Annotated in this window: 32 protein-coding genes; 14 read left to right on the top strand and 18 right to left on the bottom strand. The window is 35.2% G+C overall.

All coding sequences use genetic code 11. The features are described 5' to 3' along the window. The first annotated feature begins 72 nt into the window (after positions 1-72). Positions 73-423: a hypothetical protein gene (locus OLM53_RS01245; protein WP_264521241.1), complete on the top strand. Its 351-nt coding sequence runs from the start codon at positions 73-75 to the stop codon at positions 421-423. A 27-nt stretch (positions 424-450) separates the two neighbouring features. Here the strand turns inward: OLM53_RS01245 and yaaA are convergent, their stop codons facing one another. Beyond that, the gene (yaaA, locus tag OLM53_RS01240) at positions 451-1,209 is read right to left on the bottom strand and encodes a peroxide stress protein YaaA (RefSeq protein WP_264521240.1); all 759 of its coding nucleotides are present in this window, start codon (positions 1,207-1,209) and stop codon (positions 451-453) included. Positions 1,210-1,400: 191 nt separating this feature from the next. Here yaaA and OLM53_RS01235 point away from each other — a divergent pair, with 191 nt between their 5' ends. From OLM53_RS01235 to OLM53_RS01200, 8 genes are all read left to right on the top strand, one after another. Then, complete coding sequence (locus tag OLM53_RS01235; RefSeq protein ID WP_264521239.1) at positions 1,401-1,856, top strand: hypothetical protein; 456 nt, start codon at positions 1,401-1,403, stop codon at positions 1,854-1,856. A gap of 72 nt (positions 1,857-1,928) precedes the next feature. Next, the gene (locus tag OLM53_RS01230) at positions 1,929-2,648 is read left to right on the top strand and encodes a hypothetical protein (protein ID WP_264521238.1); all 720 of its coding nucleotides are present in this window, start codon (positions 1,929-1,931) and stop codon (positions 2,646-2,648) included. Between the two features lie 193 nt (positions 2,649-2,841). Continuing rightward, entirely contained in the window at positions 2,842-5,445 is a 2,604-nt protein-coding gene (gene clpB / locus OLM53_RS01225) for an ATP-dependent chaperone ClpB (RefSeq protein WP_264521237.1), read from the top strand. Positions 5,446-5,577: 132 nt separating this feature from the next. Continuing rightward, complete coding sequence (locus tag OLM53_RS01220) at positions 5,578-6,180, top strand: DUF2238 domain-containing protein (protein ID WP_264521236.1); 603 nt, start codon at positions 5,578-5,580, stop codon at positions 6,178-6,180. Between the two features lie 92 nt (positions 6,181-6,272). Next, positions 6,273-6,797 carry a hypothetical protein gene (locus tag OLM53_RS01215; RefSeq protein ID WP_264521235.1) on the top strand — a complete coding sequence of 175 codons (525 nt, stop codon included), beginning with the start codon at positions 6,273-6,275 and terminating at the stop codon, positions 6,795-6,797. Positions 6,798-6,866: 69 nt separating this feature from the next. Next, on the top strand, positions 6,867-7,394 hold the full coding sequence (locus tag OLM53_RS01210; RefSeq protein WP_264521234.1) for a superoxide dismutase family protein: 528 nt from the start codon (positions 6,867-6,869) through the stop codon (positions 7,392-7,394). 6 nt (positions 7,395-7,400) lie between these two features. Then, positions 7,401-7,976: a YdeI/OmpD-associated family protein gene (locus tag OLM53_RS01205; RefSeq protein WP_264521233.1), complete on the top strand. Its 576-nt coding sequence runs from the start codon at positions 7,401-7,403 to the stop codon at positions 7,974-7,976. A gap of 55 nt (positions 7,977-8,031) precedes the next feature. Next, positions 8,032-9,231 (top strand): LETM1-related biofilm-associated protein, encoded by a 1,200-nt coding sequence (locus tag OLM53_RS01200; RefSeq protein WP_264521232.1) that lies wholly within the window; start codon positions 8,032-8,034, stop codon positions 9,229-9,231. 30 nt (positions 9,232-9,261) lie between these two features. Here the strand turns inward: OLM53_RS01200 and can are convergent, their stop codons facing one another. Next, positions 9,262-9,900 carry a carbonate dehydratase gene (gene can / locus OLM53_RS01195; RefSeq protein WP_264521231.1) on the bottom strand — a complete coding sequence of 213 codons (639 nt, stop codon included), beginning with the start codon at positions 9,898-9,900 and terminating at the stop codon, positions 9,262-9,264. A gap of 152 nt (positions 9,901-10,052) precedes the next feature. Between can and OLM53_RS01190 the strand changes: the two genes are divergently transcribed. Beyond that, a complete protein-coding gene (locus OLM53_RS01190; protein ID WP_264521230.1) occupies positions 10,053-10,997 on the top strand; it encodes a LysR substrate-binding domain-containing protein in 945 nt (314 codons plus the stop codon). A 32-nt stretch (positions 10,998-11,029) separates the two neighbouring features. Here the strand turns inward: OLM53_RS01190 and OLM53_RS01185 are convergent, their stop codons facing one another. The 6 genes from OLM53_RS01185 to OLM53_RS01160 form a co-directional block, all read right to left on the bottom strand. Beyond that, on the bottom strand, positions 11,030-11,224 hold the full coding sequence (locus OLM53_RS01185) for a hypothetical protein (protein ID WP_264521229.1): 195 nt from the start codon (positions 11,222-11,224) through the stop codon (positions 11,030-11,032). Positions 11,225-11,372: 148 nt separating this feature from the next. Then, entirely contained in the window at positions 11,373-11,588 is a 216-nt protein-coding gene (locus OLM53_RS01180) for a hypothetical protein (protein WP_264521228.1), read from the bottom strand. Between the two features lie 105 nt (positions 11,589-11,693). Then, the gene (locus OLM53_RS01175) at positions 11,694-11,894 is read right to left on the bottom strand and encodes a hypothetical protein (protein ID WP_264521227.1); all 201 of its coding nucleotides are present in this window, start codon (positions 11,892-11,894) and stop codon (positions 11,694-11,696) included. A gap of 126 nt (positions 11,895-12,020) precedes the next feature. Further along, positions 12,021-12,683, bottom strand: coding sequence for a tRNA (5-methylaminomethyl-2-thiouridine)(34)-methyltransferase MnmD (gene mnmD, locus OLM53_RS01170; protein WP_264521226.1), 663 nt, complete (start codon positions 12,681-12,683; stop codon positions 12,021-12,023). Position 12,684: 1 nt separating this feature from the next. After that, complete coding sequence (locus tag OLM53_RS01165) at positions 12,685-13,134, bottom strand: hypothetical protein (protein ID WP_264521225.1); 450 nt, start codon at positions 13,132-13,134, stop codon at positions 12,685-12,687. A gap of 6 nt (positions 13,135-13,140) precedes the next feature. Further along, positions 13,141-13,635, bottom strand: a complete 495-nt coding sequence (locus tag OLM53_RS01160) for a DUF4920 domain-containing protein (RefSeq protein ID WP_264521224.1) — start codon at positions 13,633-13,635, stop codon at positions 13,141-13,143. A 280-nt stretch (positions 13,636-13,915) separates the two neighbouring features. Between OLM53_RS01160 and OLM53_RS01155 the strand changes: the two genes are divergently transcribed. From OLM53_RS01155 to OLM53_RS01145, 3 genes are all read left to right on the top strand, one after another. Next, positions 13,916-14,983, top strand: a complete 1,068-nt coding sequence (locus OLM53_RS01155; RefSeq protein ID WP_413614260.1) for a branched-chain amino acid aminotransferase — start codon at positions 13,916-13,918, stop codon at positions 14,981-14,983. Between the two features lie 500 nt (positions 14,984-15,483). Next, positions 15,484-15,690, top strand: coding sequence for a hypothetical protein (locus OLM53_RS01150; protein ID WP_264521222.1), 207 nt, complete (start codon positions 15,484-15,486; stop codon positions 15,688-15,690). Positions 15,691-15,712: 22 nt separating this feature from the next. Further along, positions 15,713-16,162, top strand: a complete 450-nt coding sequence (locus OLM53_RS01145; RefSeq protein WP_264521221.1) for a hypothetical protein — start codon at positions 15,713-15,715, stop codon at positions 16,160-16,162. Between the two features lie 740 nt (positions 16,163-16,902). On the opposite strand, the gene OLM53_RS01140 is transcribed toward OLM53_RS01145, so the two are convergent. The 4 genes from OLM53_RS01140 to OLM53_RS01125 form a co-directional block, all read right to left on the bottom strand. Beyond that, positions 16,903-17,727 (bottom strand): DNA adenine methylase, encoded by an 825-nt coding sequence (locus OLM53_RS01140; protein ID WP_264521220.1) that lies wholly within the window; start codon positions 17,725-17,727, stop codon positions 16,903-16,905. A gap of 66 nt (positions 17,728-17,793) precedes the next feature. Then, complete coding sequence (locus tag OLM53_RS01135; RefSeq protein WP_264521219.1) at positions 17,794-18,435, bottom strand: thymidylate synthase; 642 nt, start codon at positions 18,433-18,435, stop codon at positions 17,794-17,796. A gap of 196 nt (positions 18,436-18,631) precedes the next feature. Beyond that, positions 18,632-18,988 (bottom strand): hypothetical protein, encoded by a 357-nt coding sequence (locus OLM53_RS01130; protein WP_264521218.1) that lies wholly within the window; start codon positions 18,986-18,988, stop codon positions 18,632-18,634. Beyond that, positions 18,985-19,410, bottom strand: a complete 426-nt coding sequence (locus OLM53_RS01125; protein WP_264521217.1) for a hypothetical protein — start codon at positions 19,408-19,410, stop codon at positions 18,985-18,987. The genes OLM53_RS01130 and OLM53_RS01125 overlap by 4 nt, the downstream gene beginning before the upstream one ends. Positions 19,411-19,785: 375 nt before the next feature. Between OLM53_RS01125 and OLM53_RS14840 the strand changes: the two genes are divergently transcribed. Further along, the gene (locus OLM53_RS14840; protein ID WP_413614259.1) at positions 19,786-19,950 is read left to right on the top strand and encodes a cysteine-rich outer membrane protein; all 165 of its coding nucleotides are present in this window, start codon (positions 19,786-19,788) and stop codon (positions 19,948-19,950) included. Between the two features lie 739 nt (positions 19,951-20,689). Here OLM53_RS14840 and OLM53_RS01115 read toward each other — a convergent pair. Genes OLM53_RS01115 through OLM53_RS01090 form a run of 6 tightly spaced genes read right to left on the bottom strand, consistent with a single transcriptional unit; the run spans position 20,690 to position 24,374 of the window. Next, positions 20,690-21,010 (bottom strand): hypothetical protein, encoded by a 321-nt coding sequence (locus tag OLM53_RS01115; protein ID WP_264521216.1) that lies wholly within the window; start codon positions 21,008-21,010, stop codon positions 20,690-20,692. A gap of 2 nt (positions 21,011-21,012) precedes the next feature. After that, complete coding sequence (locus OLM53_RS01110) at positions 21,013-21,723, bottom strand: hypothetical protein (protein ID WP_264521215.1); 711 nt, start codon at positions 21,721-21,723, stop codon at positions 21,013-21,015. Then, positions 21,723-22,220 carry a hypothetical protein gene (locus OLM53_RS01105; RefSeq protein ID WP_264521214.1) on the bottom strand — a complete coding sequence of 166 codons (498 nt, stop codon included), beginning with the start codon at positions 22,218-22,220 and terminating at the stop codon, positions 21,723-21,725. The genes OLM53_RS01110 and OLM53_RS01105 overlap by 1 nt, the downstream gene beginning before the upstream one ends. A gap of 3 nt (positions 22,221-22,223) precedes the next feature. Beyond that, entirely contained in the window at positions 22,224-23,036 is an 813-nt protein-coding gene (locus OLM53_RS01100) for a hypothetical protein (protein WP_264521213.1), read from the bottom strand. Then, positions 23,033-23,530, bottom strand: coding sequence for a hypothetical protein (locus OLM53_RS01095; protein WP_264521212.1), 498 nt, complete (start codon positions 23,528-23,530; stop codon positions 23,033-23,035). The genes OLM53_RS01100 and OLM53_RS01095 overlap by 4 nt, the downstream gene beginning before the upstream one ends. Beyond that, positions 23,511-24,374 (bottom strand): hypothetical protein, encoded by an 864-nt coding sequence (locus OLM53_RS01090; RefSeq protein WP_264521211.1) that lies wholly within the window; start codon positions 24,372-24,374, stop codon positions 23,511-23,513. Before OLM53_RS01090 ends, OLM53_RS01095 begins: the two co-directional genes overlap by 20 nt. Between the last annotated feature and the right edge of the window lies 1 nt (position 24,375).

Genomic DNA, 24,375 nt, shown 5'->3' with positions numbered 1-24,375 from the left:
CTTATTTCTAAAAACAATTCCCTAAATTTGATTTAACACTGTCACAACAAAACAACTTTAAATCAAATCATCATGGGACTTTTTGGTAATAAAGAAAAGAAAATCATCGAGGAATTTCATAAGAAAAGCGAAGATCATTGCAAAGAAATCACTAAAGAAATCGATGAGTTGTTAGATGAATTAAAATCTGAATACGATCAAAATCGTGAGGTAGTAAATGAGTTTTCTTCTTTTGTAGACGAGCTAAAAACAAAACTGAGTCCAGAAGATGCTAATAAACTCTTAGACTTTTCGAAACGGTTAAGTAAAGTAAAACGATGTGCCAAAAAAGGAGTCGAAGCTATGAGAGAATTAGCTCGAGACCAACGAAAAGTTACAAGAGAAACTATAATGGAGTATGAAGAATACTTCTATATGAAATAAAAAATCCTCGATAAATCGAGGATTTTTTTATCTAGTAAAAACCAATGTATTTCCTTTGCTCAAAGTAGCATCAAAACCATACCCTTCATAATTAAATCCTTTCAAGTCATCAATCGTTTCGGCATTCGTATCAATAATATAACGCACCATCATCCCCCTCGCCTTCTTAGCAAAAAAACTAATCATCTTCAAGTTCCCATCTTTGTAATCTTTAAACTCAGGAGTAATCACCGGTACTTTCAAAGCTTTAGCATCCACAGCACTAAAATATTCATTACTAGCCAAATTGATAAACAACTCCCCTTGCTGTAATTCACTGTTCAATGTTTTAGTAATCGTCTTTTTCCAAAACTCATACAAGTTTTTGTTTTTCCCAATAGGTAATGAAGTTCCCATTTCTAAACGATAAGCTTGCATTAAATCCAAGGGTTTCAACAAACCATACAACCCCGAAAGGATTCTCAATTTATCTTGCAAAACTTCTAACTTATCCAAAGTCAAACTATAAGCATCCAAACCAGTATAAACATCACCATCAAAAGCATAAACCGCCTGACGCGCATTTTCCAAAGTAAAAGGGGTTTGCCACTCCTGATTGCGTTGCCAATTCAATTCAGCTAACTTCTCCGAAATATCCATAAGCTCAGATAAAACCTTTGGCTTTTTCTTTTTAAGTGTTTTTTGAATGGTAATGGCCTCCTTTAAAAACTGAGGTTCCGTAAAAACACTAGTAGGAACAGTGCTTTCAAAATTCAATGATTTGGCTGGCGATATAACGATTTTCATTTTATTACAATTAGTGGTTCAAAAATACAAATTCAATACTGAAAACCATATACGGGAAAATAAATTGTTTTGATGCTATGAATTATATAAATAGTATAAAAAATGCTGTAACAGTCTAACAAACAAAAGACAATAAATTTGGCACACCTTTAGTATAAAATAGTGATTCACAACTAGTAAACTTCCTATCTATGAAACAACTAATAATACTTTGTTGCCTAACAATGCTACTTTCTTGTAAAAGTAAAAATGGGGTTGCCGAAAAAACAATAGTGCTAGTAAAACCCGATGAAGTAGAAACGATAAAAAAAGACAGAGCCTACGAATTGGGAACAAGACTACTCGAAGCTTGTAACACTTCTCGCTTTAAAAACTTCAGCAGTAATGAAGCTACAGACAAAGTGAGACAAAACGCTACCAGAGAAAAGATATCAAACACTTGCAAAAAAATAAACCAACGCTACGGAAGATACAAAGGGCTTACCCTTGTTGATGTTACTCTGAACAAAACAACGAACGACTATATTTTTCGCTACAGTATTGATTATGAAAAGAAATACTTTAAAAAAGAACTAAAAGTAACTATCAATGCTGAGAATAAAGTATCAGCCATTGCTACTCAAGAAATCCCTGTGAAACCGATGTAGAAATATTTAAATTTCAAGGTAAAGAACATATAGATTATTTAATTATTTTTACGGTGTAACTAGCCTTATCAGATGAAAAAAAATCTATTACTCGTACTTCTTTTTCTTGCCAATAGTTTCTATGCGCAAACCGTTACTTTTCTTGAAAAAGGGGATACAATACGCAAACCTAATTACCAACAATTCATCTACCTAAGTGATAGTACGGATATTTCGAGCGCCAAGTTTGTGGCCAAAATAAAAGCCCGTGGCAGTTTAAAACACACTACTAACTTATACTATTTCATTCGCAATGAAGCACAGCGTTTTGGTGCCAATGCATATCGATTTGAAAGTTTTACCAAGACGGATAATGACATCAATGGTGAGTTAATATTGTCTGCCTACTTTTGCGAAGATTCTCTTTTTGAGGCCAACTTTGAACACATCCCAAAAAATAAAATATTCATTTTTGGAAACGATGATATGACCGAACAAAAAACGCAGGGATATAAAGTCAAAGGCGAAAAGTACCAAATCAGTGGCGGACAATTCAAGGTATTTACTATAGGTGAAAAAGAAGAAATTGATATTACAAAAGGCGGCTTTACTGGTATGACTTTATGGTACAAGCGCAAAGAAAATGGCTATAGTTCCTACCTGACTTTTTCTGGTTTTGGTATTAATGGCGGTGGTACGACTTACTCTCCAGGATATAATGGCATTGGGATAAGCTTCAATACCGGAAAAATAAACCATGTAGAACCCAATTTAGCATTGGCACTCCTGAAAATATATCAGGAACAGAAATAATCGTTACCTAATTCTTCCTAGTTACTCTAATAGCATCTACTTTCTAAAAGTAAGCCTAACTGTCTTATTTTAAGACATTTTGTCTTGCATAAGTGATTAAAATCATATTATAAAAGACATTTTGTCTTTAATTTTACATTGGAACATAATTTGAAGAGAACCTGTCAACTTTAAACAAGTAAAACATACAACCATGAATCTAAATAATTTAACCATCAAATCGCAAGAAGCGCTGCAACAAGCACAGCAAATAGCACAAAGTTTTGGTCAACAACAACTAGAAAACGAACACATCTTTAAAGGTATTCTAGAAGTAGACGAAAACGTAACACCCTTCATTTTGAAAAAACTCAATGTGAATGTAGAACTATTCAAAAAGATATTAGATAGCACCATTCAAAGTTTTCCAAAAGTATCAGGAGGTGAAATTATGCTATCTCGTGAAGCTAACACTATGCTAAACGAAGCTAGCATCATTGCCAAGAAAATGAACGATGAATATGTTTCCATCGAGCATTTACTCTTAGCCATCTTTAAATCCAAAAGCAAGGTAGCTCAAATCCTAAAAGACCAAGGCGTAACCGAAAAAGGAGTACAAGCCGCCATTGACGAAATCAGAAAAGGGGAACGTGTTACTTCTGCTTCTGCCGAAGAAACGTATAATGCTTTAAATAAATATGCTAAAAACCTCAACGAGCTAGCCAAAAACGGTAAACTCGACCCTGTAATTGGACGTGATGAAGAGATTAGACGAGTATTACAAATTCTAACAAGACGTACTAAAAACAATCCCATGTTGGTTGGAGAACCTGGTGTAGGTAAAACAGCCATTGCCGAAGGTCTTGCTCACAGAATCGTTGACGGCGATGTACCCGAAAATCTAAAAGACAAAATCGTTTACTCTCTAGATATGGGTGCACTAATTGCAGGGGCTAAATACAAAGGAGAATTCGAAGAACGATTAAAATCCGTAGTAAAAGAAGTAACTTCAGCAGAAGGCGATATCGTACTTTTTATTGACGAAATTCACACACTTGTAGGAGCTGGTGGTGGCGAAGGCGCTATGGATGCTGCCAATATTTTAAAACCTGCTTTAGCTCGTGGTGAACTGCGTGCTATTGGAGCTACAACTTTAGACGAGTACCAAAAATACTTTGAGAAAGACAAAGCCTTGGAAAGACGTTTCCAAAAAGTAATGGTCGATGAACCTGATACTGAAAGTGCCATTTCCATCTTACGGGGTATCAAAGAAAAATACGAAACACACCATAAAGTGCGTATCAAAGACGATGCTATTATAGCAGCAGTAGAATTATCGCAACGCTATATTACTAATCGTTTCCTACCCGATAAAGCCATCGACTTAATGGACGAAGCTGCCTCTAAATTGCGTATGGAAATCAACTCTAAACCTGAAGAACTAGATGTTTTAGACAGAAAGATTATGCAGTTGGAAATCGAAATGGAAGCCATTAAACGCGAGAATGATGAAGCTAAACTAAAAGGTCTCGGAATGGATTTAGCCAACCTAAAAGAAGAACGCAACGAGATTTTTACCAAATGGAAATCGGAGAAAGATGTCGTGGATAACATCCAAAACGTAAAACAAGAAATTGAAGACTTCAAAACGGAAGCCGAACAAGCCGAACGCAATGGCGACTACGGAAAAGTAGCCGAAATTCGTTATGGAAAAATAAAAGAAGCTCAAGAACGTCTAGATACACTCCAAATTCAATTAGCCGAAAACCAAGCGGGAAGCTCTTTAATCAAAGAAGAAGTAACTCGAGAAGATATTGCGGAAGTAGTAGCAAAATGGACAGGGATTCCAGTAATGAAAATGCTACAAGGAGAAAGAGAAAAATTGTTGAAACTGGAAGAAGAATTATACCACCGTGTTGTCGGACAAGAAGAAGCTATTGAAGCCGTGAGTGATGCTGTACGTAGAAGTCGTGCCGGATTACAGGACATGAAAAAACCAATTGGCTCCTTCCTATTTTTAGGAACTACAGGGGTAGGTAAAACTGAATTGGCCAAAGCCTTAGCGGAATATCTATTTGATGATGAAAACGCTATGACCCGTATTGACATGAGTGAATACCAAGAACGTCATAGTGTGAGTCGTTTAGTAGGCGCGCCTCCAGGATATGTTGGTTATGATGAAGGAGGTCAATTGACAGAAGCTGTGCGAAGAAAACCGTATTCTGTAATCTTATTAGACGAAATCGAAAAAGCACATCCAGATACCTTTAACATCTTGTTACAAGTATTAGATGAAGGCAGATTAACCGATAACAAAGGCCGTGTAGCTGATTTTAAGAATACCATTATCATTATGACTTCTAACATAGGAAGTGCTATTATACAAGAGAAATTTGACAACCTAAAAGGCGGTCTTGAAGCTGCCACTGAAGCTGCTAAACTAGAAGTATTAGGTTTGCTAAAACAAACAGTTCGTCCAGAGTTTATTAACCGAATTGACGAAATTGTAATGTTTACGCCATTAACTAGTGCCAACATCAAACAAATTGTAGGCTTACAATTGAAAAGTGTAACCAAAATGTTAGCACATCAAAACATCACTATGGATGCTACTCCAGAAGCTGTTGACTACTTAGCACAAAAAGGTTTCGATCCTCAATATGGCGCCCGACCAGTTAAACGAGTAATTCAAAGAGATGTATTGAACCAATTGTCTAAAGAGATATTAGCAGGTAAAGTAACTACAGATAGTATTATTCTACTTGATGCTTTCGACGGTCAATTGGTCTTCAGAAATCAAAGCGAGCTAGTATCGTAAAAATTTTATAAATAAATTCTCTAAGCCCTGATAGTCGAAATACAATCAGGGCTTTATATTTAATTACAATTTAAATTTCTATTTTTGACTCAATAAACTATACGGCATTAATGTATATAAAAACCAAAATCCATGCGAAACATCCAACTGTATTGTGTCCTGTTCTTCATTAGTCTTTTGATTTCAGCAGTGCAGCCTAAAGATTACTTTACTTGGTTTTTGGAAGTCATTCCAGCTTTAATTGGTTTTGTAGTGTTGGCATTAACATACAAACGCTTTGTTTTTTCAAATTTCACCTATTTCTTTATACTACTACATTGCATCATTTTATTTATTGGAGGTCATTACACTTATGCCGAAGTCCCACTATTTGATTGGGTTAAAGAGGTATTCCATCAATCAAGAAACAACTATGACAAACTGGGACATTTTGCGCAAGGTTTTGTGCCTGCAATGATAGTTCGAGAATTGTTTATTAGAAAAGCGGTTATTGCCAACCAATCATTTTTCAATTTTGTCATAGTAGCCATTTGTCTGGCCATAAGTGCTGCTTACGAATGGATAGAATGGTGGGTTTCCCTTTGTACAGGAGACGGTGGTGATGCTTTTCTCGGGACACAAGGTTATGTTTGGGACACACAATCTGACATGCTTTGTGCCACTATTGGTGCCATTTGCATGCTGGTTTTTTGCAGTAAAGCACAAGATAAAGCTATTGAGAACCAATACAAGTAAGCAGAATGACTTTCTACTTTCTGTCAACCTCTAAGTCAAAATTTGATTATTCCAACCAAATTCCTATTTTAGTCGCTTAAATATTTGCAACTATGAAACTATTGGGAATTGGCTCCAGAATTAACCATGCCGAATATGGCAAAGGTGTAGTAACTAACGTATCGTCTAAAGAATATTGGGTAACCTTTATAGAAGGTGGTCTTGAAACCATTGCAATTGATAGCGAATTTGAAGTAATCGAAGCCGCAGAAAATGAAGTAGACACCATCAGTTTCTATGATGTAGAACAAGGGTTACTTTCGATTCTAAAAAAATGGAATGGCTTGGGAGAACCGGTAGCCATTGGTGACAAATGGAAAGGCGGCAACATGAAATTAGTACCTGGACAAGCTGGTTTAGCTCACAAAGATGTGCCTATCGATGTGTTCTTTCACAAAATTGTTATGCTTCGTGATCGTCTAAGAGTAATGGAACAAAAAATAAACGGTAGTAGTATTGAAGAAATAGAGAAAGTAGAATTACAACAATACATCACTCGTATCTATGGCACACTGACTACTTTTAACGTTTTATTCAAATCACAAAACGATTATTTTGTTGGTGAAAAAACTAAATAAATTTTTACCTTTATTTACCTGCTATAAATCTATTAATTGATTACTTTTATACTTCAAAAAATAAAAGTCATGAAAAAAGTATTTTTAGGATTAACCGTTGTTGGATTATTGATTTTCAGTTGTAAAAGTTCTTCTACAGCAGACAAAGCCAAAACCATAAATCTTACCCTTGAAACTAAAAGCAATAGTGGTGTTACAGGTACTGCCGATTTTGTTGAAAAAAATGGAGAAGTAACCTTAACCGCTAAATTAACGGGATTAAAACCTGGCACTCACGGCATTCATATTCATGAAAAAGCAGATTGTTCCGCTGCTGATGCTGCTTCGGCTGGTGGACACTGGAATCCTACTTTCAAAAAACACGGTAAATGGACCGATGCCGAACATCACAAAGGCGATATTGGTAACTTCGAGGCAGATGCTTCTGGAAAGGCTACAATCACTTTCAAAACAAATGAATGGTGTATTGGCTGTGGCGATGCTACCAAAGATATTTTAGGAAAAGGGTTAATTGTGCATGATAAAGCCGATGATTTTGTAACACAACCTTCTGGAAATGCTGGGGCAAGAGTGGCTTGTTCTGCTATCATACAATAGATTGCCTTGGAAGAAAAAGAACATTTATACTTCAAAAATGCTCAAGAATGGCGCGAATGGTTGCATGAAAATCATCATTCGTCAAAAGGTGTTCATCTAATTTTTTACAAAGTAAATAGCGAAATGGAAAGTATGCGCTGGGAAGAAGCAGTTCAAGTAGCTATATGCTATGGTTGGATAGATTCTACTGTAAAGAAATTAGATGACGAACGCCGCCGCCAAATGTTTACCCCTCGCAAAGACAAAAGTGTTTGGAGCAAACTCAATAAAACTTATATCGAAAAGCTGATTTCCGAAAACCTAATGCACAAAAGTGGATTAAAGAAGGTTGAAATAGCCAAACAAAACGGCTCTTGGGAAACTTTGGATGGAGTGGAAAATCTAGAAATGCCAAAAGATTTAGAAGCTGCTTTTTCCAAAAATAAAACTGCATTACATAACTACAACAGCTTTAGTCCTTCCTATAGAAAAAGCTACCTCTATTGGCTCAATCAAGCCAAAAGAGAAGAAACAAGAAAAGTCCGTATCACAGAGATTGTAAAACTTTGTGAGCAAAACATCAAATCAAGAGGTACTTTTTAAATTTGTTTTTAACTCCTAAAAAAGATTTAGCTTTGCAAGGTAAAAGTATTTCAATATGATAAACCCCTCAGCTTACGGTTGGATAGACAAGTTTTTTATTGAACAGCAACCCGCTGACCAACCGGTCTTGACCAATGAGGAATCTTTTTACCTTCAAACCCGTGCCACAGGTTTTATATTCGGACACATAGTTAGTTTTAATACTATCCCTGCTATTCCCATTGCCAACAGGCTTCCTGAAGAAATCTCAAAAATAGGTATGCTCAATACATTATACCAAATGTATTGCTTAACCAAACAAGATACAAACGAAACCAACTTTATCAAAGAAGCCGTTGCCTTTTATAATTTGCTTACCCCTAAAGGTTTCAACCCTTTACAAAAAATGCTTCCCACTAGTTCTGATTCTAGTAAACTAGAGAAGATTATTCACGATAGGGTACAAACTAATGAGGATTTGTTTAGTAAAAACTTTTCTCATGTTATCACTAACGCCCTCCTTTTTGTAGATGTTTTGGCCTTCAAAAAACACTTAGAAAAAGGATCACTTCCTGATAAATATTTCAATAGAATAGAAGCCATAGTGACCAGTGTCGTTTCCCTTTCATTAAAGTCTAAAACAGGAATCTCTGTTCATGATGATTTATTACAAAAACTCTTCGAATCGTCTGTGCGTTATAATAAGTTTTCGGATAAAGGAATAGTGACAATTGATGATTTAGACTTGAGTTATTTGAGTAATGATTTAGAAAAATTCTATCTGATTGATTTAGCCGGAATCAGTTTATGGAGCGATGAAAAAGTAGAAAATGAAGAACGTTATTTTCTTTTTAAACTCGGAGAAAAACTAAATATCCCAGAAACCTTTATCAAAGGAAGTATTGATTTTATTAATGATTTCATTGTAAAATACAAAAACGAAATTCCTTATTTTAATAATTCCAATCCCGTAAAAAACTTCTATGACCACACAACGGAAAGTGTACAAATATTAATCCGTAGAAACAAAAACAGATTGGTTAAGGAACTATCCGAAAGCAAAGAATTAATGCAACTTTTAGCTAAGTCTACTCGAAGAGAATTAGATAAAGAAGAGAAGAAAAAAATCAAAACACAATTGCTTGACATTTGTAAAACGGTACCCTCATTAACCATTTTCTTATTGCCAGGTGGAAGCTTATTGTTACCTATCCTAATCAAATTCATTCCGCAACTACTGCCCTCTTCTTTCAACGAAAACGAAGATAGAGAATAAAAAAATCGCCATAAGGCGATTCCTATTTCTTTAAAATTTCAATTGATACACTTCATCCAAATCTTTATTGGAGCTGATGTTCACATCCAAATCGGTTACAAATCCTGAGTTTAAACCATAAACCCAACCATGTAAGGTTAACTCTTGTCCATCTCTCCACGCCGACTGTACAATTGATGTTTTAGCTAAGTCAAACACTTGCTCTTTTACGTTTATTTCAACAAAAGCATTGAAACGAGCATCTTCATTGTGAATAGAATCTAAATAAGTATCGTGTAAACGATAAACATCTTTAATGTGACGAATCCAGTTGTCAATAATTCCAATGGAGTCATTTCCCATAGCTGCTTTCACACCACCACAACCATAATGCCCACAAACGATAACGTGTTTTACTTTCAAGACATTGACAGCATAATCCAAAACACTCAACATATTCATATCGGAATGTACCACCATATTGGCAATATTTCTATGTACAAATACTTCACCTGGTTTAGCACCAATAATCTCATTCGCAGGAACCCGACTGTCCGAACAACCTATCCATAGTAACGGTGGTGTTTGTCCTTTTGCTAAATCTTTAAAATAATTAGGATCTTTTTCTAAGGTTTTCTCCACCCATTCTTTATTGTTCTCTAATATTTTTTTGTAAAAATCGGTACTCATAGTTTATTGATTTGTCCATTGTAAAAACACTCCATAAAAGTAAGTAATTACAACTTAGGTTTATTATTTATTTTAATCATTACAAATAATAATTCCATTATACTATAAGTTAATCTTATAGTTTTTATATTTGTATCAAATTTTACTATATTATGACTATCACACAACTTAAATATGTTCTTGCTGTTGCGGAACACAAGAATTTCACACTAGCTGCCGAAAAATGTTTTGTTACCCAACCTACCTTGAGTATGCAAATACAAAAAATAGAGGAAGAACTTGGTATTCAAATTTTTGACAGAACCAAAAAACCAATACAACTAACAGAAATTGGGCAAAAGATTGTCAATCAATCTAAAAATATTGTCAATGAAGCTGATAGAATTCAGGATATTGTTGACCAACAAAAAGGCTTTATTGGTGGCGAGTTCCGTTTGGGAATAATACCAACCATTATGCCAACACTGCTACCGATGTTTCTCAATAACTTTATCAAGAAATACCCAAAGGTCAAGTTGATTATTGAAGAGCTAAATACTGACGAAATCATTGTGAAACTCAACAATGGTCATTTAGATGCTGCTATTGCTGCCACTCCATTGAAAGAGGAAAAGATAAAAGAAATTGTATTGTACTTTGAGCCTTTTGTGGCTTATATTCCAGAGGGACACAAATCGTTTCAAAAACAAGAAATTGAAATCGAGGATTTGAATATTGATGAAATCTTATTGCTTCAAGATGGTCATTGTTTTAGGGATGGAATTCTGAATTTGTGTAAAAATGTAACAACTAATGAAAAGGCGCATTTTCAAATTGAAAGTGGAAGCTTTGAAACCCTGATTAAATTAGCCGATGAGGGATTGGGAACGACACTCCTTCCTTATTTACATACCTTAGATTTAAAAGAAAAAGATCAACTTAAACTACGTCATTTCAAGGAGCCTAAACCAGCACGTGAAGTGAGTTTGATTTTTCCTAAAAATGAATTGAAAATACATATTATTGATGCGTTGCGTAATACTATTGCTGGAGTGATAAAAGGTGCTATAGTATTTCAAAATGTTCAGATTATTAGTCCATTACAACAAAAAAAATAAGGAGCTGTTGCACCAACTCCTTATTTTCTCTGTTAACTAACTACAGATAAACATTCTTTTAATTCGGGATGCTCACTCGTGAAGAATTGCAACCATTTTTTTAATTGTTCTACCTCGTAAGGCAATAGGTTTTTTATTGCCTTTTTCAATTCTTTGGCAAAAAGAATAGGATCGAAGCTAACTCTTTCGAGTACTGATTTGGTGTAATCATAAATCATTCTAGGCATAGTAATAAAGATTTGGGGTTATCTTTTGGTAAGAACGTTTAGTAAATGTAAAGCAAAAAATAATTTCGAGCAAACTTTTTTGTCAAAAAACATCGTTTAAACTCTATTTTATTCGATGAAATGCACTTTTTAAGATGTTTTTAAAGTTTTAACTTACTAATATTTCTTTATCTAGCACTTCATATAACCATTTTTGTGCTTCCGGTTTATCTGCTGTGAAAAAGAATAACCAATTGATTAATTTCTCTTTTTCATGTGGTAATAAAACTTTGGATGCTTTAACTACTTCTTTTACAAAATGATCTTTATTATTACTTACTCTAATAATAGCCGTTTTGATGTTGTTTAATACTACTAGTCTCATACCTATAATTTTTTGAAATTAAACTCTTACTGGTATAACAATTAACTAAGAAGTTTCCCTAATTATTTTTGCAAAAAAAAAGGAACCGTTTAAGTTCCTTTAGTTTTATTTATTATTAATTAGTAACAGACAGTGCTGTAGCTCTGGTTTTTCTTTTATAAATGTAGTAAGCCATGATACCAATTCTTCCAATTCGTAGGGCAAAAGAACTTTCCATGCTTTTTCAAGTTCTTTGGTAAAAAGTGATGCATCAAAACTTACTCTTTTCAATACCGACTTAGTGTAGTCTAACATTGATTTTGACATAGAATGTGATTAAAATTAGGTAAGACAATTAGGTAAGAACGTTTTTTAATATCTCAAAAGTAAAATATATTTTTTTTCGATATCCTATTTCAATGTTAAATATAACTTCACAAAAAGTTAATTTTTTTAAACCTCTTTTGTGGCGCGCAACATCTCTCTTTTGCCTGGAGCGCCTGGTAATTTTTTTACAGAAAATCCTGCCGATACCATAGCATTCTTAATTGATGTACGGCAAGCATAAGTCACTAATACTCCGTTTGGTTTTAAAGCTTTAAACATGGCTGCAAAGATGGCCTCTGACCAAAGCTCAGGCTGCACTCGGAAACCAAAAGCGTCAAAGTAGATAAGGTCAAATGTTGCTTCGTCTTTTATATCCTGAAAGAATTGTTTGCGTTTGGTTAAAGTAAAGATATTGGAAAGAGCGTTCTTTTCTTCCCAACTAACTTGATGTAGTTGTTGGAATATAGCAGATTGATTTTCATCAATTTCAATGGCATAGTTCATTTGGTTGGCTTCTTCTAAAGAAACCGGATAGGCTTCTACTCCAACGTAATCAATAGTTTGATTGTTCTTTTGGGCTTCCACGAAAGTGATGAAAGCATTTAATCCGGTGCCAAAGCCAATTTCTAAGATAGCAACAGGTTTTCCTTCAAAGAGAGACAATCCGTTTTTTATAAATACATGATAGGCTTCTTGAATAGCGCCGTGTTTAGAGTGATAACTTTCATTCCATTCGGGTAAATGGATGGTAGTCGAACCGTCGTTGGTTTGAATAATTTCGCGTTTCAACTTAGTCTTTGATGTAGAGTTTCTTGATGCGGGCTATAGGTCCACCACATTTTCCTTCGTGACAAGCTATACAAGCATCAACTCCTGCATTGAAATGTTCTTTTCTTTTTTTGGTATCGCTATAAAGTAACTGTTGCGCCGCAATGTATTCTTTGGCTTTGACTTTGAAGAACAAATCATTATCCGTAGGATCTGTGAATTTGGCGGTGTAGATATTTAAATAATGTTTTGGAAAGCTTCCTATGGTATCTCCCGTTTTAATATGCTCTTTTACCCTTTGGTTGTCTACATACATTTGTTCCATCAGGGCGGCCATTTCTGACATCTGATACATTTCTAGTTTTTTGCCCGACTTACACTTAGGTTGTGGTGCTTTGACTTCTTTGGGTGTTTCTTTCTTTTGGCAAGCGAAGAAACTGAGTACAAGAACCAATAGGATTGTTTTTTTCATCCTTACTTACTTTTTGATGTACACGCCATCGGCAGTAAAGGCATAAGTTACTTCTGGTTTGGTAATCTTAGCTATTTCGGCAGCTGATTTTCCTCCGTCTTTGGCATAGTGTTTTAGTTCTTCTACCGATACTACATCTACGAAAGCTTTACCATTTACTATGGCCGTGCTATTATCAGCATTTAAGGGAACGAAGAAGCCGTAATCTTTGAAACGTACAAAAGAATCGTCATCGCCTGCTAGTTCCATTTTCATCCAGCAGCCTTTCTTTTTGCAAACCGATTTAATATTAGATTGAAACTGTACTACTATAGTATCTCCTTTTTTAAGGTTTTTGTATTTCTTAAGCATTTCATCTTTGGTAAGGATCTTGGTTACTTTGAATTTATCGCCAAACAAAGCATAATCATTAGCATTGAATGCTTTTGCTTTTTTTTGCGCCATTACGGAAGTTCCAACCAATAGTGCTAACAGTATTAGAATACAATTTATATTTTTCATGAGAGTGTTTTTTAAATGTATTGCAAATGTAAAAAGAATAGCAAAAAAGCGTGTTAAAATGACAATTATTTTTGTTTTTTATTGCGAAGATGCCCTATAAAACAAGGCTAAAATGGGTATTTCAAAAAAAGTATTCAATTTTTTGAACGGATGCAAAATGTAAACCTATTTTTATTAGTTTTACAAAAACTAACAACACAACTCTAATTTTTAGAAAACAAATTACAACCTATTAATTATCAGTGTTTTGAATTGTTTTCTAAATTAAATCTTTACCTTAATTATGCTAAAAACTACTCACGAAATCGATATAGTTAGCGCTAAGACCTCTAAAATTAACGAAGTTGATTTCGAAAATCTTGCCTTCGGAAATGTATTTACCGACCATATGTTGGTTTGCGATTTTAAAGAAGGACAATGGCAAAAACCTATCATCAAACCTTACGAACCTTTCTTGATTGATCCTTCGGCTAAAGTGTTCCATTATGGGCAAGCTATCTTTGAAGGAATGAAAGCTTACAAAGATGAGCATGATGATGTATGGCTTTTTAGACCTGACCAAAACTTAGACCGTTTCAATAAGTCGGCTGTGCGTATGGCGATGCCTGAAATTCCGGAAGAAATCTTTATTGGTGGTGTAAAAACCATTGTAGATTTGGAACGCAATTGGGTAAAGAAAGGCTTGGGAAATACGTTGTATATCCGTCCGTTTATGATTGCTATTGGTTCGGGAGTGATTGCCCAACCTTCTACACAATATCGTTTTATGATTATCCTCTCTCCTGCTCGTTCTTATTATTCGGGTGAAGTGAAGGTGATTATTGCTGAGCATTATAGTCGTGCTGCTAATGGTGGTATAGGTGCTGCGAAAGCGGCTGGGAATTATTCTTCTCAATTTTATCCACAGAAGTTGGCACAAGAACAAGGATTTCAACAAATCATTTGGACTGACGATGCTACTCATACAAAACTGGAAGAAGCCGGAACGATGAATGTTTTCTTTAGAATTAACGATACTATTTATACTGCTCCTACCAGTGAAAGAATCTTGGATGGTGTTACTCGTAAGAGTTTGATTGACATTGCGCACCGTGATGGCATTAAAGTAGAGGAACGTTCTGTACTAGTTGACGAAATTGTGGCTGGTGCTAAGGATGGTAGCTTGAAAGAAATATTTGGTGCAGGTACGGCTGCGGTGGTGAGTCCTATTGTAGGATTTCAATATCAAGAGCATTATTATGAGTTGCCTAAACTAGAGAACTCTATTGCATTACAATTAAAAGATACATTGACTAAAATACAATACAAACTGGCTGAGGATACTTTTGGGTGGACGGTTAAAGTGTAATTGTGAATTGTAAATTGTGAATTGTGAATTATAAGACTTCGGGGAGACTCGGAGTTTTTTTTGTGCCTATGCTGATGGGTATTGTGCCGACCTAGAAAGTCTTTGCGCCGTCCTAGAAAGTCTTTGCGCCGTACTGGGAATCATCTGCGCCATACTGGATATTGTTTGCGCCAGCCTGGAAACTATTTGCGCCGACCTGGAAATCATTTGCGCCTAACTGGATATTGTTTGCGCCCAACTGGAAATCATTTGCGCCGTACTGGGAATTCGTTGCGCCATACTGGAAATCGTTTGCGCCGACCTTGGAATCATTTGCGCCAGTATTAGTAAAGCTTGCGCCGCCATTAGTAGTTATTTTTCTTCCTTTATTATGCCATGTTCCTCGCTTACAGAATGTTAAATTTTTGTTAGCGTAGGAATTTTGGCACGTTATTTGTTAAGAGAAAAATACACGTGTACTGAGTTTTAAATTATTGTTTTACTTTTTAATTTTTATTGTTATGTCTACTAGAGTTAAAAAAGAGGAATACACTGCTTTGGGTGATTTTATACTACCAAGCTTTGTGAGAGACCAACCTACTATTGTAGCTAAGTTTCCTAAATTTAATAATGCGTTTTTGACTGCTTTTACTACCAAGTTAAATTTTGTAAAAAAATTGGAGAACCGAGTGGTAAAAGCTGAAGAAAAAAAAGAAAGTTACGGCTGACTTGTATCAAACGGCTGCTGCCTTGAATGCAGAGTTAACGGTTTTGAATAGTTATGTTGCTGATGCTGGGTTGAATACCCAGGTGATCACCGCTTTGAAAAATGATTTGTACAATGGTAATATTGAAGGTGCCGTTTTGAAAACGGAAGGCGTATTACAGTTTGTGACGAGTAACCAAGCGGCTCTTGAGGAAGAGGGTATGTTGGCTGGATTTGTAACTGTCCTTGATGACTATATTACGAAGCTTGCTGCGAAGAATAGTTTGCAAAATGACTATATGAATAGTTTGAAGAAGCTTACGGAGACTAACGGTTCACACTACGATGAATTGTATGGTTTTATTAGTAAAATTGCTGCTAAAGGCAAGTTGATTTTTAAAGAAACGGTTACTTATGATGAGTATAGCATTGCGAAGAATATTGGTAGGATGCGTGCCATTAGGGTAACTACTAATGATAAGAAATTGCCTTGATTTCTGAGTTTGTTTTCATGACGAGAAAACCCCTGCCTATATGGTGGGGGTTTTTGGTTTTGGGGGTGTTTATTTTAAAAATATTATATTTGGGGTATGACTGCTAATGAGTAGCTTGTATGTGGAAGTTAGTCATAATTTGCAAAAAACCACGTAAAACTAGCTTGCAATATGTTTATGAATTATATTTCTAAAATTTGGTTAATGACAATCTTAGTAACGCCTTTCATTTATTGGCCAGTCAATATTTATCTAAATGATCACTCCCTTTTTAACTTAAGTGAAATTGGACCAGTAGTTTTTGCAACAATGTTAGTAGCTTCTATTTTATCAATGCCAACATTTCTTATACTTTACTTATGTTTAGGCAAGATGAAGGAGAAAAATTATAGAGAAATAAACATTAAAAGAATGACATCAATAATTGGATCAATTGGAGTTATATGCACATTTGCATTACTTGATTTTTCAATTTTGTTTTCCTATATTGGTTTTCTATTTCCTGCTAGTTATATTACATTAATTTGTTTTTCATCATATTTATTTAAAACAGATACAAATTAGAAATAAACAAACTATTGCTAACAGCCGTTTCTCGCAATTCCGAATTTATGGTAAGTTCACGTTTATAATCGGAAAATCAAAAAGTACGTTATTTCAAATCAAAAAGTATCATTCTATACCAGAATGCATAAAAATTGTAAAAGGCGCTCAAATACAATTTAAACGCCTTTTTAATACTATTTAAACACCATAATATCCGTATAGGTTGCATTAAAGTTTACTGCATTCGTAACATAAGACCTATTGGCATCCTTAAAAGGATTACCTACAGTACTATTCTCAATCCACTCACACAATTCAATTATAGATGACTTATTACTGGTAAAGTAGAAGTATCTGGTACCATCAAGCACTGTTAGAACATCCAAGTAGTCGGCAAGCTTCCAATAACTCTTGTAGGCTTTAACATCAGTAGATAAGTATGGTGGGTCTACCAAAAAGACAACACACTCATTATCTTTAAACGCCTGGAATATCTTCTTATAGTCATCCGCCACACGCTCTACACCTTCAAGATATCCATCAGCATTATAGTCACTCATTCTAACAGTATTGTATAATGTTGCCTTCTGGAACTCCTCCAGGTTTAAATGATACTTACCACTAAACAAGATAGAACTACTAACAGTAATCCAATCAACAAATCCAGTCTTATCCTCTTTCTCTAGTCGTTGAATTATTGCACTTTTATAAGGGTCATCTATCTTTTTATCTTTAGGATATCCTTCTAAAATATCTCTGATATCTCCTAACAAATCGTTAGTTTTAGCGATATTTTTTAGCCTTTCTGAAAAATTATCATAATCATTGTAAATTACTCTAGCTTTTGGATAAAGCTGTTTTACTGTGTGCGATAGTAACCCAGAACCTCCAAATAAATCCACATAAATTGCGTTTTCTGGATAGTTCTCTAAAGCTTTGCTAAAATCTTTCAAAAAGTTGCGTTTTTGCTCCATAAACGGTAATGGCGCAGTGTTAAAATTCTTTGTTTTTTTGTTCATTTTTTTGATTAATTATTTGTTTTATTGATTGATGTTCACTATATTTATAGTGTGTTTAAAGATTATTTATGCACCTACATTTAGTGTAAATGTGGCAGGTTTTCCATCGAGCAATTGATTAGTTGCTTCGAGGTTGTTTTCATATATGTGTACATTGCCCAAGTATAATGTTATGCTCTTAAGCTGTACATTAATTTGTTTGCTAATCAGATACAAGTGATAGATATCACAAGGTAATCCAAGAGAAGCATCAGAGCTTCTTTGATACGCAGTCACAACCAACTTATTGTTTTCTATTTGAAATTGCACCAGGCTTAAACATGGCTGTTGGTTGCTCTCTGTGTTGGTAGAACCCAGAAACAAAACATAATTCTTAGACGGCCGCTTTTCACGGTTAATTTTATCAATAAGTTTTGGCAGCTGTTCAAAGTAAGTTGGATAACTGTTGACTAATATCGGGCCACAGTAATCCCACCAATTCACTCCAATACTCCTGTAAGCTTCTGTTGATCGCTCACCACTCATAAATAAGTTTAGCTCATCTTTAAGCTTCTTTTTTACCAATGGATGCCCCTCAAACAGCTCCAATAAGTCAATTGGCTTTAGTTCAAGTGATTGATTTAGCAAATAAGTAATTGCTCCTTTTTTGTTCTCCTGGCGTTTGCCTTTCTTGACAATTTTTGTCAAAATTTCATGGTACTTGTTCATTTTTTTGATTGTTGATTGATGATTATTATTCTATCTTTGCGCCTCTCACGGCTATTATATAAACGAAAACACTCAAGGCTCAGAAGACTTTTGTCCTCCGACGACCTTGAGTGTGTCAGTTTAAATAACCGTGAGAAGTTTTTAAATGTCGGAGGGCTTTTTTTATTCTCTCCTCCAGAGAACTACACTTTCTACCTTATTCCTTGTAGTGCCTCAAAATCAACACAACAGAAACTACAGAAAAGACTACTGCAAAAATCCAATTAGGATATAACATATCAAAAAGACCGCCAAATACTCCCGATACAGCAGTTATATATACTTTAACAATGTCTTGATTGACTTTAAACTTTTCCTGCTGCCATTGATCCCATTTAAAGCAAATGAAACCTGCCGGTAATAATCCAATCAAAGGAGTAAAATAGTTATTCCAATACTCAACAGTCAATGGAAAGTTTTTTGTGTTCAGTCCACACACTAAAAAGAAATCATAGCCAATTGCTATTCCAATTAAGATGTGGTATAGCGTTCTAAGACTTAAGTACTTTTTCATAATTGTATATTGTTTGCTTGTATAAATATTTCATCAACCTGTTCATTTGTCATTTCCAATATGCTTTGCAATAAAAAAACCGTTTGACTTTGCCTTTCTATTGTTGTGCCAAATTGCCAAATATTGAGTGCAGCAGTTTTTATTGGATCCTCGAAACTATTTAAAGTATCTTCAATAATACTTTCTTTATCATTAAGTTTCAAAATGGTTCTTATTCGCCAAAGAGCAACTTCTACAGGAACTGGAACCACTTCAATAACTGGAATACCTTCGTAAAATTCTTTTTTGGAAGTGCTATAGTAAGGATTATTAAAATCTCCAGTAGGATAATCATCAATTAAGATTTGGTCACTACTAAGTTCTACCTCAATTGCAGTTACAAAAAGCACTTTTCCTGAATTTTTATCAATTACTGTTTTCATATCGTTTTAATTTCAACTGCTTCAATTTGGCATGATGATGCTGAACTAGTAGGAGTTATTGATACGTATAAATAAACACTATTTACAGTGTTATCGCAAGCTGCAGATACTCCACTACTAAAAGCTCCTATGTCAGTATAATTATTATTACCAGCAGATGTAAGGGCTGCTGTTAAAATATTTCCTCCTTTTAAAGTAAATTTTCTATTAATTTGCATTTGAGGATTAAAGTTACCTCCTGTTGTTGGTGATGCTATTAAAGCCGCTGTAGCAAAATTATTAGTGGAATTTATTTTAATATTGATTGTATATGCGGCACTACCTCCACTTCTTGAAGCATAAACAAATACATCAAGAAAACCACTTGTTGGTAAAGTGCCTGGAGTAAAAGTGTATGATTTTAATAAACTTTCACTTGTGGTACTAGGAGCCGTACTTGTAGTAGTATCTTTAATTAATATTTTTGTTCTAGCAGCTAATTCATCAGTAATAGCCTTACGGGTCATAGTTCCATCAGTACTAGAACCAGTAGATGTATAAAGCTTCATTTTACCTGCAGTAGTTGCATCTGCAGTAGGAACTGTAGCGTCACTACCCGGAGCCCCAGTTGCACCAGTAGCTCCTGTTGGTCCTTGTGGTCCAGTTGCACCTGTAGCTCCGGTTAATCCTGTTGGCCCTTGTGGTCCTGTTGCACCAGTAGCTCCTGTTAATCCTGTTGGTCCTTGTGGTCCTTGTGGTCCAGTTGCACCTGTAGCTCCGGTTAATCCTGTTGGCCCTTGTGGTCCTGTTGCACCAGTAGCTCCTGTTGGTCCTTGTGGTCCTTGTGGACCTTGCGCTCCTGCTGCACCAGTATCTCCTTTGTCGCCTTTCAATCCTTGTGGGCCTGTATCTCCAGTATCGCCTTTGTCGCCTTTCAATCCTTGTGGTCCTGTTGCACCAGTATCACCTTTGTCACCTTTCAATCCTTGTGGACCTGCATCACCAGTATCACCTTTGTCGCCTTTCAATCCTTGTGGTCCTGTTGCACCAGTCGCTCCGGTTAATCCTGTTGGTCCTTGTGGTCCTGTTGCACCAGTCGCTCCGGTTGTGCCAGTATCACCTTTGTCGCCTTTCAATCCTTGTGGACCTACATCTCCTGCATCGCCTTTTTCTCCCTTTTCACCACGAATAAAAGCAACGGTAACATTAATTGGTTCCGCACCAACCACCTCCAGGATATTTGGTTTGTCGCAAGTAATAGTAACTTGAATTGGCTCAGCCGATGTAATGATTACATCCATTATTCAACTATGTTTAAAGTGCCTTTAAATAATACTCTTGAAGTTTGAGTGTGCATTATTTCGTAATAGTATAGTCCTTTAGGAATTGCTTGAGCCGTTGGATCAATAGTCAAAGTCATCACGTTTGTTGCTATTCCAATAGGAGTTCCTGTAACTAGTATTTCTGTATTTTTTACATCAGAATTCCAAAGCTTAAACGTGTAGTCTCCACTCCAATTTTCTGGTGCAGTAAAATAGATGGGTACAATTTCTTTTTTACCAACTGAGGCAATATTCACAACAGCTGCTATACTTGGGTCAATGGTTACCTGTTGTTTCATAACTATAATTGTTCAAATTCAATATACGCATGCGAAAACTCACCTCCATCAGAAGTTGCTCCATCAAGTGGCCAGTAAACATTTTTTAACGCCACAAATCCTCCCTGATTAAACCAAGATGCCTTAACAAAACCTCCTGCTTCAACATTTATAGTTAAAGGCTCTTGAATTCGCACAACAGTAGTAGGAAAATAGGGCACATTAGTCAACCAATAATCAGCAACTTGAGTTACTTCAATATCATAACCTAGAGAATTTTTACCGGCAGCGTAGACAGTTCCAGTAAGAGTACCTACAGCTATTTTACGCAAAGGCAGAACTGCCTCCTGAATATCACTTGAGGTCAATAATATAAACTGACTTTCATTCACTTGACCTTGACCAGTTCCATAAGTTCCACCAATACCAACAAATGCATATATATATTCAACCACGCCTATTTTATAAACTAAAAAACAAGGTTCTGGAAATACTCTTGCAGTATGCGTGTTTATGTAAGTTATAAATGACCCAGTAATAGTCCCTAAATCAACTTTTTTACTTGGATGGAAATTAGCACTACTTGGATTAGCTATAGCCCAAAGTACAGTTATCCTATCCAATAAAAAATTATAGTCAGCAGCAGACTCATACGTTTTCGGGTCTTTACCAACTGCCCAGGCTAATCGCTCAGGAGTATCAATTTTTTGTGGTGGGTTTCCGTTCTGTAACATTAGATTGTATGTTGAGATATAGTTAATAATCTTGAGTAATAAGCTGCTAAAAAGTCATCAATATCAGCATCAAGCAAAGAGTAAAGTGTATTACTCATTGTTTTGATTTTAGTATTACAACGATTCTTTTCAATGGCTAAATAAAACAACCGGCTAACTTCATCCATTGGGAAGTATTGACCATCATAAGAGAATTTATTATCATCAATTCCTTGTTTTTTTCTTCGTTCTAATTTCAAACTATCCTCTATAATCCACTCAGCTTCAAAAACTGCCATTTCTGCTGGACTTCTATCCTCTAAAACACCTGAAACAATCTTTTTAGGACAAACGCCAAAAACATTGTAAGGAAAAGGAACTTCATCTTCTGGTATAATCAAAGGATCATCTGCATACTCAGAAGCAGCAAATTCTTCAGGAGTAAAACTTCCAACTGATATCCAAGAAATAAAGGGTTTATCTGCTAATGCTATTGCATTAAAATAGGTCTGTTTCATAACTTAATTTGTTATATCTGGAGTTAGTATTATTTGAAATTTTACACTTTGATTATTAGAATTAAATCTATCTACAAGGGCTAATTTAAAAGATGTTGAAGTGTGTTCTCTAGTATGATAATTAATCAATCCGTCAGCTGCATAATCACTACCAGAACCAAGTTGATTAATAATAACTTTATAGTCAGAAGTTCCTATATCTGGAAATGATAAAGTAACCAATGCTCTATCACCAATCAAATCACCATGGATATAGGTAAATTGCTTCAAGTAAGTAAGTAAAAGGCCATCCGGTTTATCCAAAACCTCATTTACTGCTCCGGCAGGTGCTATCCAACTTGGTTTTACATTGACCTGTGCGCCTGGTTCAATACTATCTAATTTATTAGCATCAGCTGTAGTAAAGTTGTTATCTGTATGAACATAGGCAGCATCAAAAACAGGAGAAATTCTGATAAAGGCTGAAAGTGCTACTCCAATAGTACTATGGGTCTCTGCAGTTACTTTTCTAATAACATCCTCATTATTCCCATTTTTAAAAGCAATATTTTCAGTAACAACAACTTTTCTAATTTTAGTAGATAATGTTCCAGGGCTTGCAGTAAACTTACAAAGTTCACCATCAATGTAAAGATAGCCATCAGTAATATTAGGACCTACAATTTTACATCCACTAATAATGTAATTACCAGTTTCAGATATGTCCATAAAAGAAACCATTGCTTTTAATATCATGAAGTAGGCCTCCTGCATTAATCGCAAAGTGTATTGTTTTAAACGGTATCCTCCGTTACGAGTGAAATCTAATAAATTCATGGTATGTAAGTTTGAATTGTGTATTTTTTACCTATGTATCTGTAACTATCAACTAATGCTCTCAAGCTATTTTCATTAAAAGTGATGGTGTTTGGCATGAATATGGTCCAACTATATTGTAATGCACCCTCTGTATCGCCATCTAAGAATAAATCGTCATCATTATCATCACCATCATCTTCAAAAAATGAGCTATCAGCTTCTAAATTTTGCCAAACGTATAATTTATCAATGCCGGGTAGATCTTCAATATAAATTAACTTTGTTGCTTCGTGGTTCTGGTTATCATAACCACTAACATTAAAGGTTTCATTCAACATCTTCTCAAGATAAATCTTGGTACCATTATGCTGCATTTTATACAACGTCTCTTGCTGTATAGTTTGCAATGGAGCTACCATTGCTTTGAAAAAAGCCAATGTTCGTATCGTGCGTAATTTAATCGGCAGCGATATCTTAATTAGCTTAGTAAAATCAATTGTTGACCAACGCATAAGGCAAATAGTTAATGGTTAAGTCAGCAGGATCAAACTTAAAATAACCGCTTTGTGGTATCTTAAAATCTTCAAAGTCAGTGAAAGGGAAAGCAGCATACTTCCATTGCAAAACATTAACTCTTACTAATTTTATTCCATCTTTTGCAACCATTTTACTTTTTAAAAAATCAGTTACAAAAGCACCGTTAAATTCTAAATTGTTGAGATATTCTTTTATGGCAACCTCTGCAGGCATAACAACCTCAGTGGTATTTAATAATCGGCCAGTGTCTAAATCAATCATTTGCGGATCTACATAAACATCTAAAGTTGCTTTCAATAAATCGGCCGTCTCATTTATCAATCTAATAGCAACACCAGGTACTTTCATTTGATTAAGATAAAATCCTAATCTTACTGCTTGAGGAGCTGATATAGGTTCAAGGTCTCCACTATTATCATGTGCAACTTTTACAACCAGTTCACCATCCACACTTTCCAGAACTGCACACCGATTTATAATTTTATAACTATCAGGATTGCTAATACCCACTAGGTCATACTGAAATTGCCCATCTTTCCAAACTAATGGTAAACCATCATGAAAGTTTAATACTGTTGCAATAAAATTTGGTAGATTTTGAGGACGTGAATTAGCAGCATTTGCTGAAACTATTTTCTCATGCAACCAAATAGCAAAAGCCACAACCCAAACAAAAATCCTCCAAGTAGAAACTTTACTTGTACTAGTTGCAGATGTTAACGTCTGCTCAGAAGTTGTTAAAACTTCCAGAGCATTGATATCAGAACTAATTGCTATCTGATCTATTATTTGCTGTTGTATGTCGTTAAATTGTCTCATT

Origin of the sequence: Flavobacterium sp. N1994 (assembly GCF_025947145.1) — a bacterium.
Classification (GTDB): Bacteria; Bacteroidota; Bacteroidia; order Flavobacteriales; family Flavobacteriaceae; genus Flavobacterium.
The sequence above is the reverse complement of the archived record's forward strand: the minus strand, read 5'-3'. Positions and strand labels throughout refer to the sequence as shown.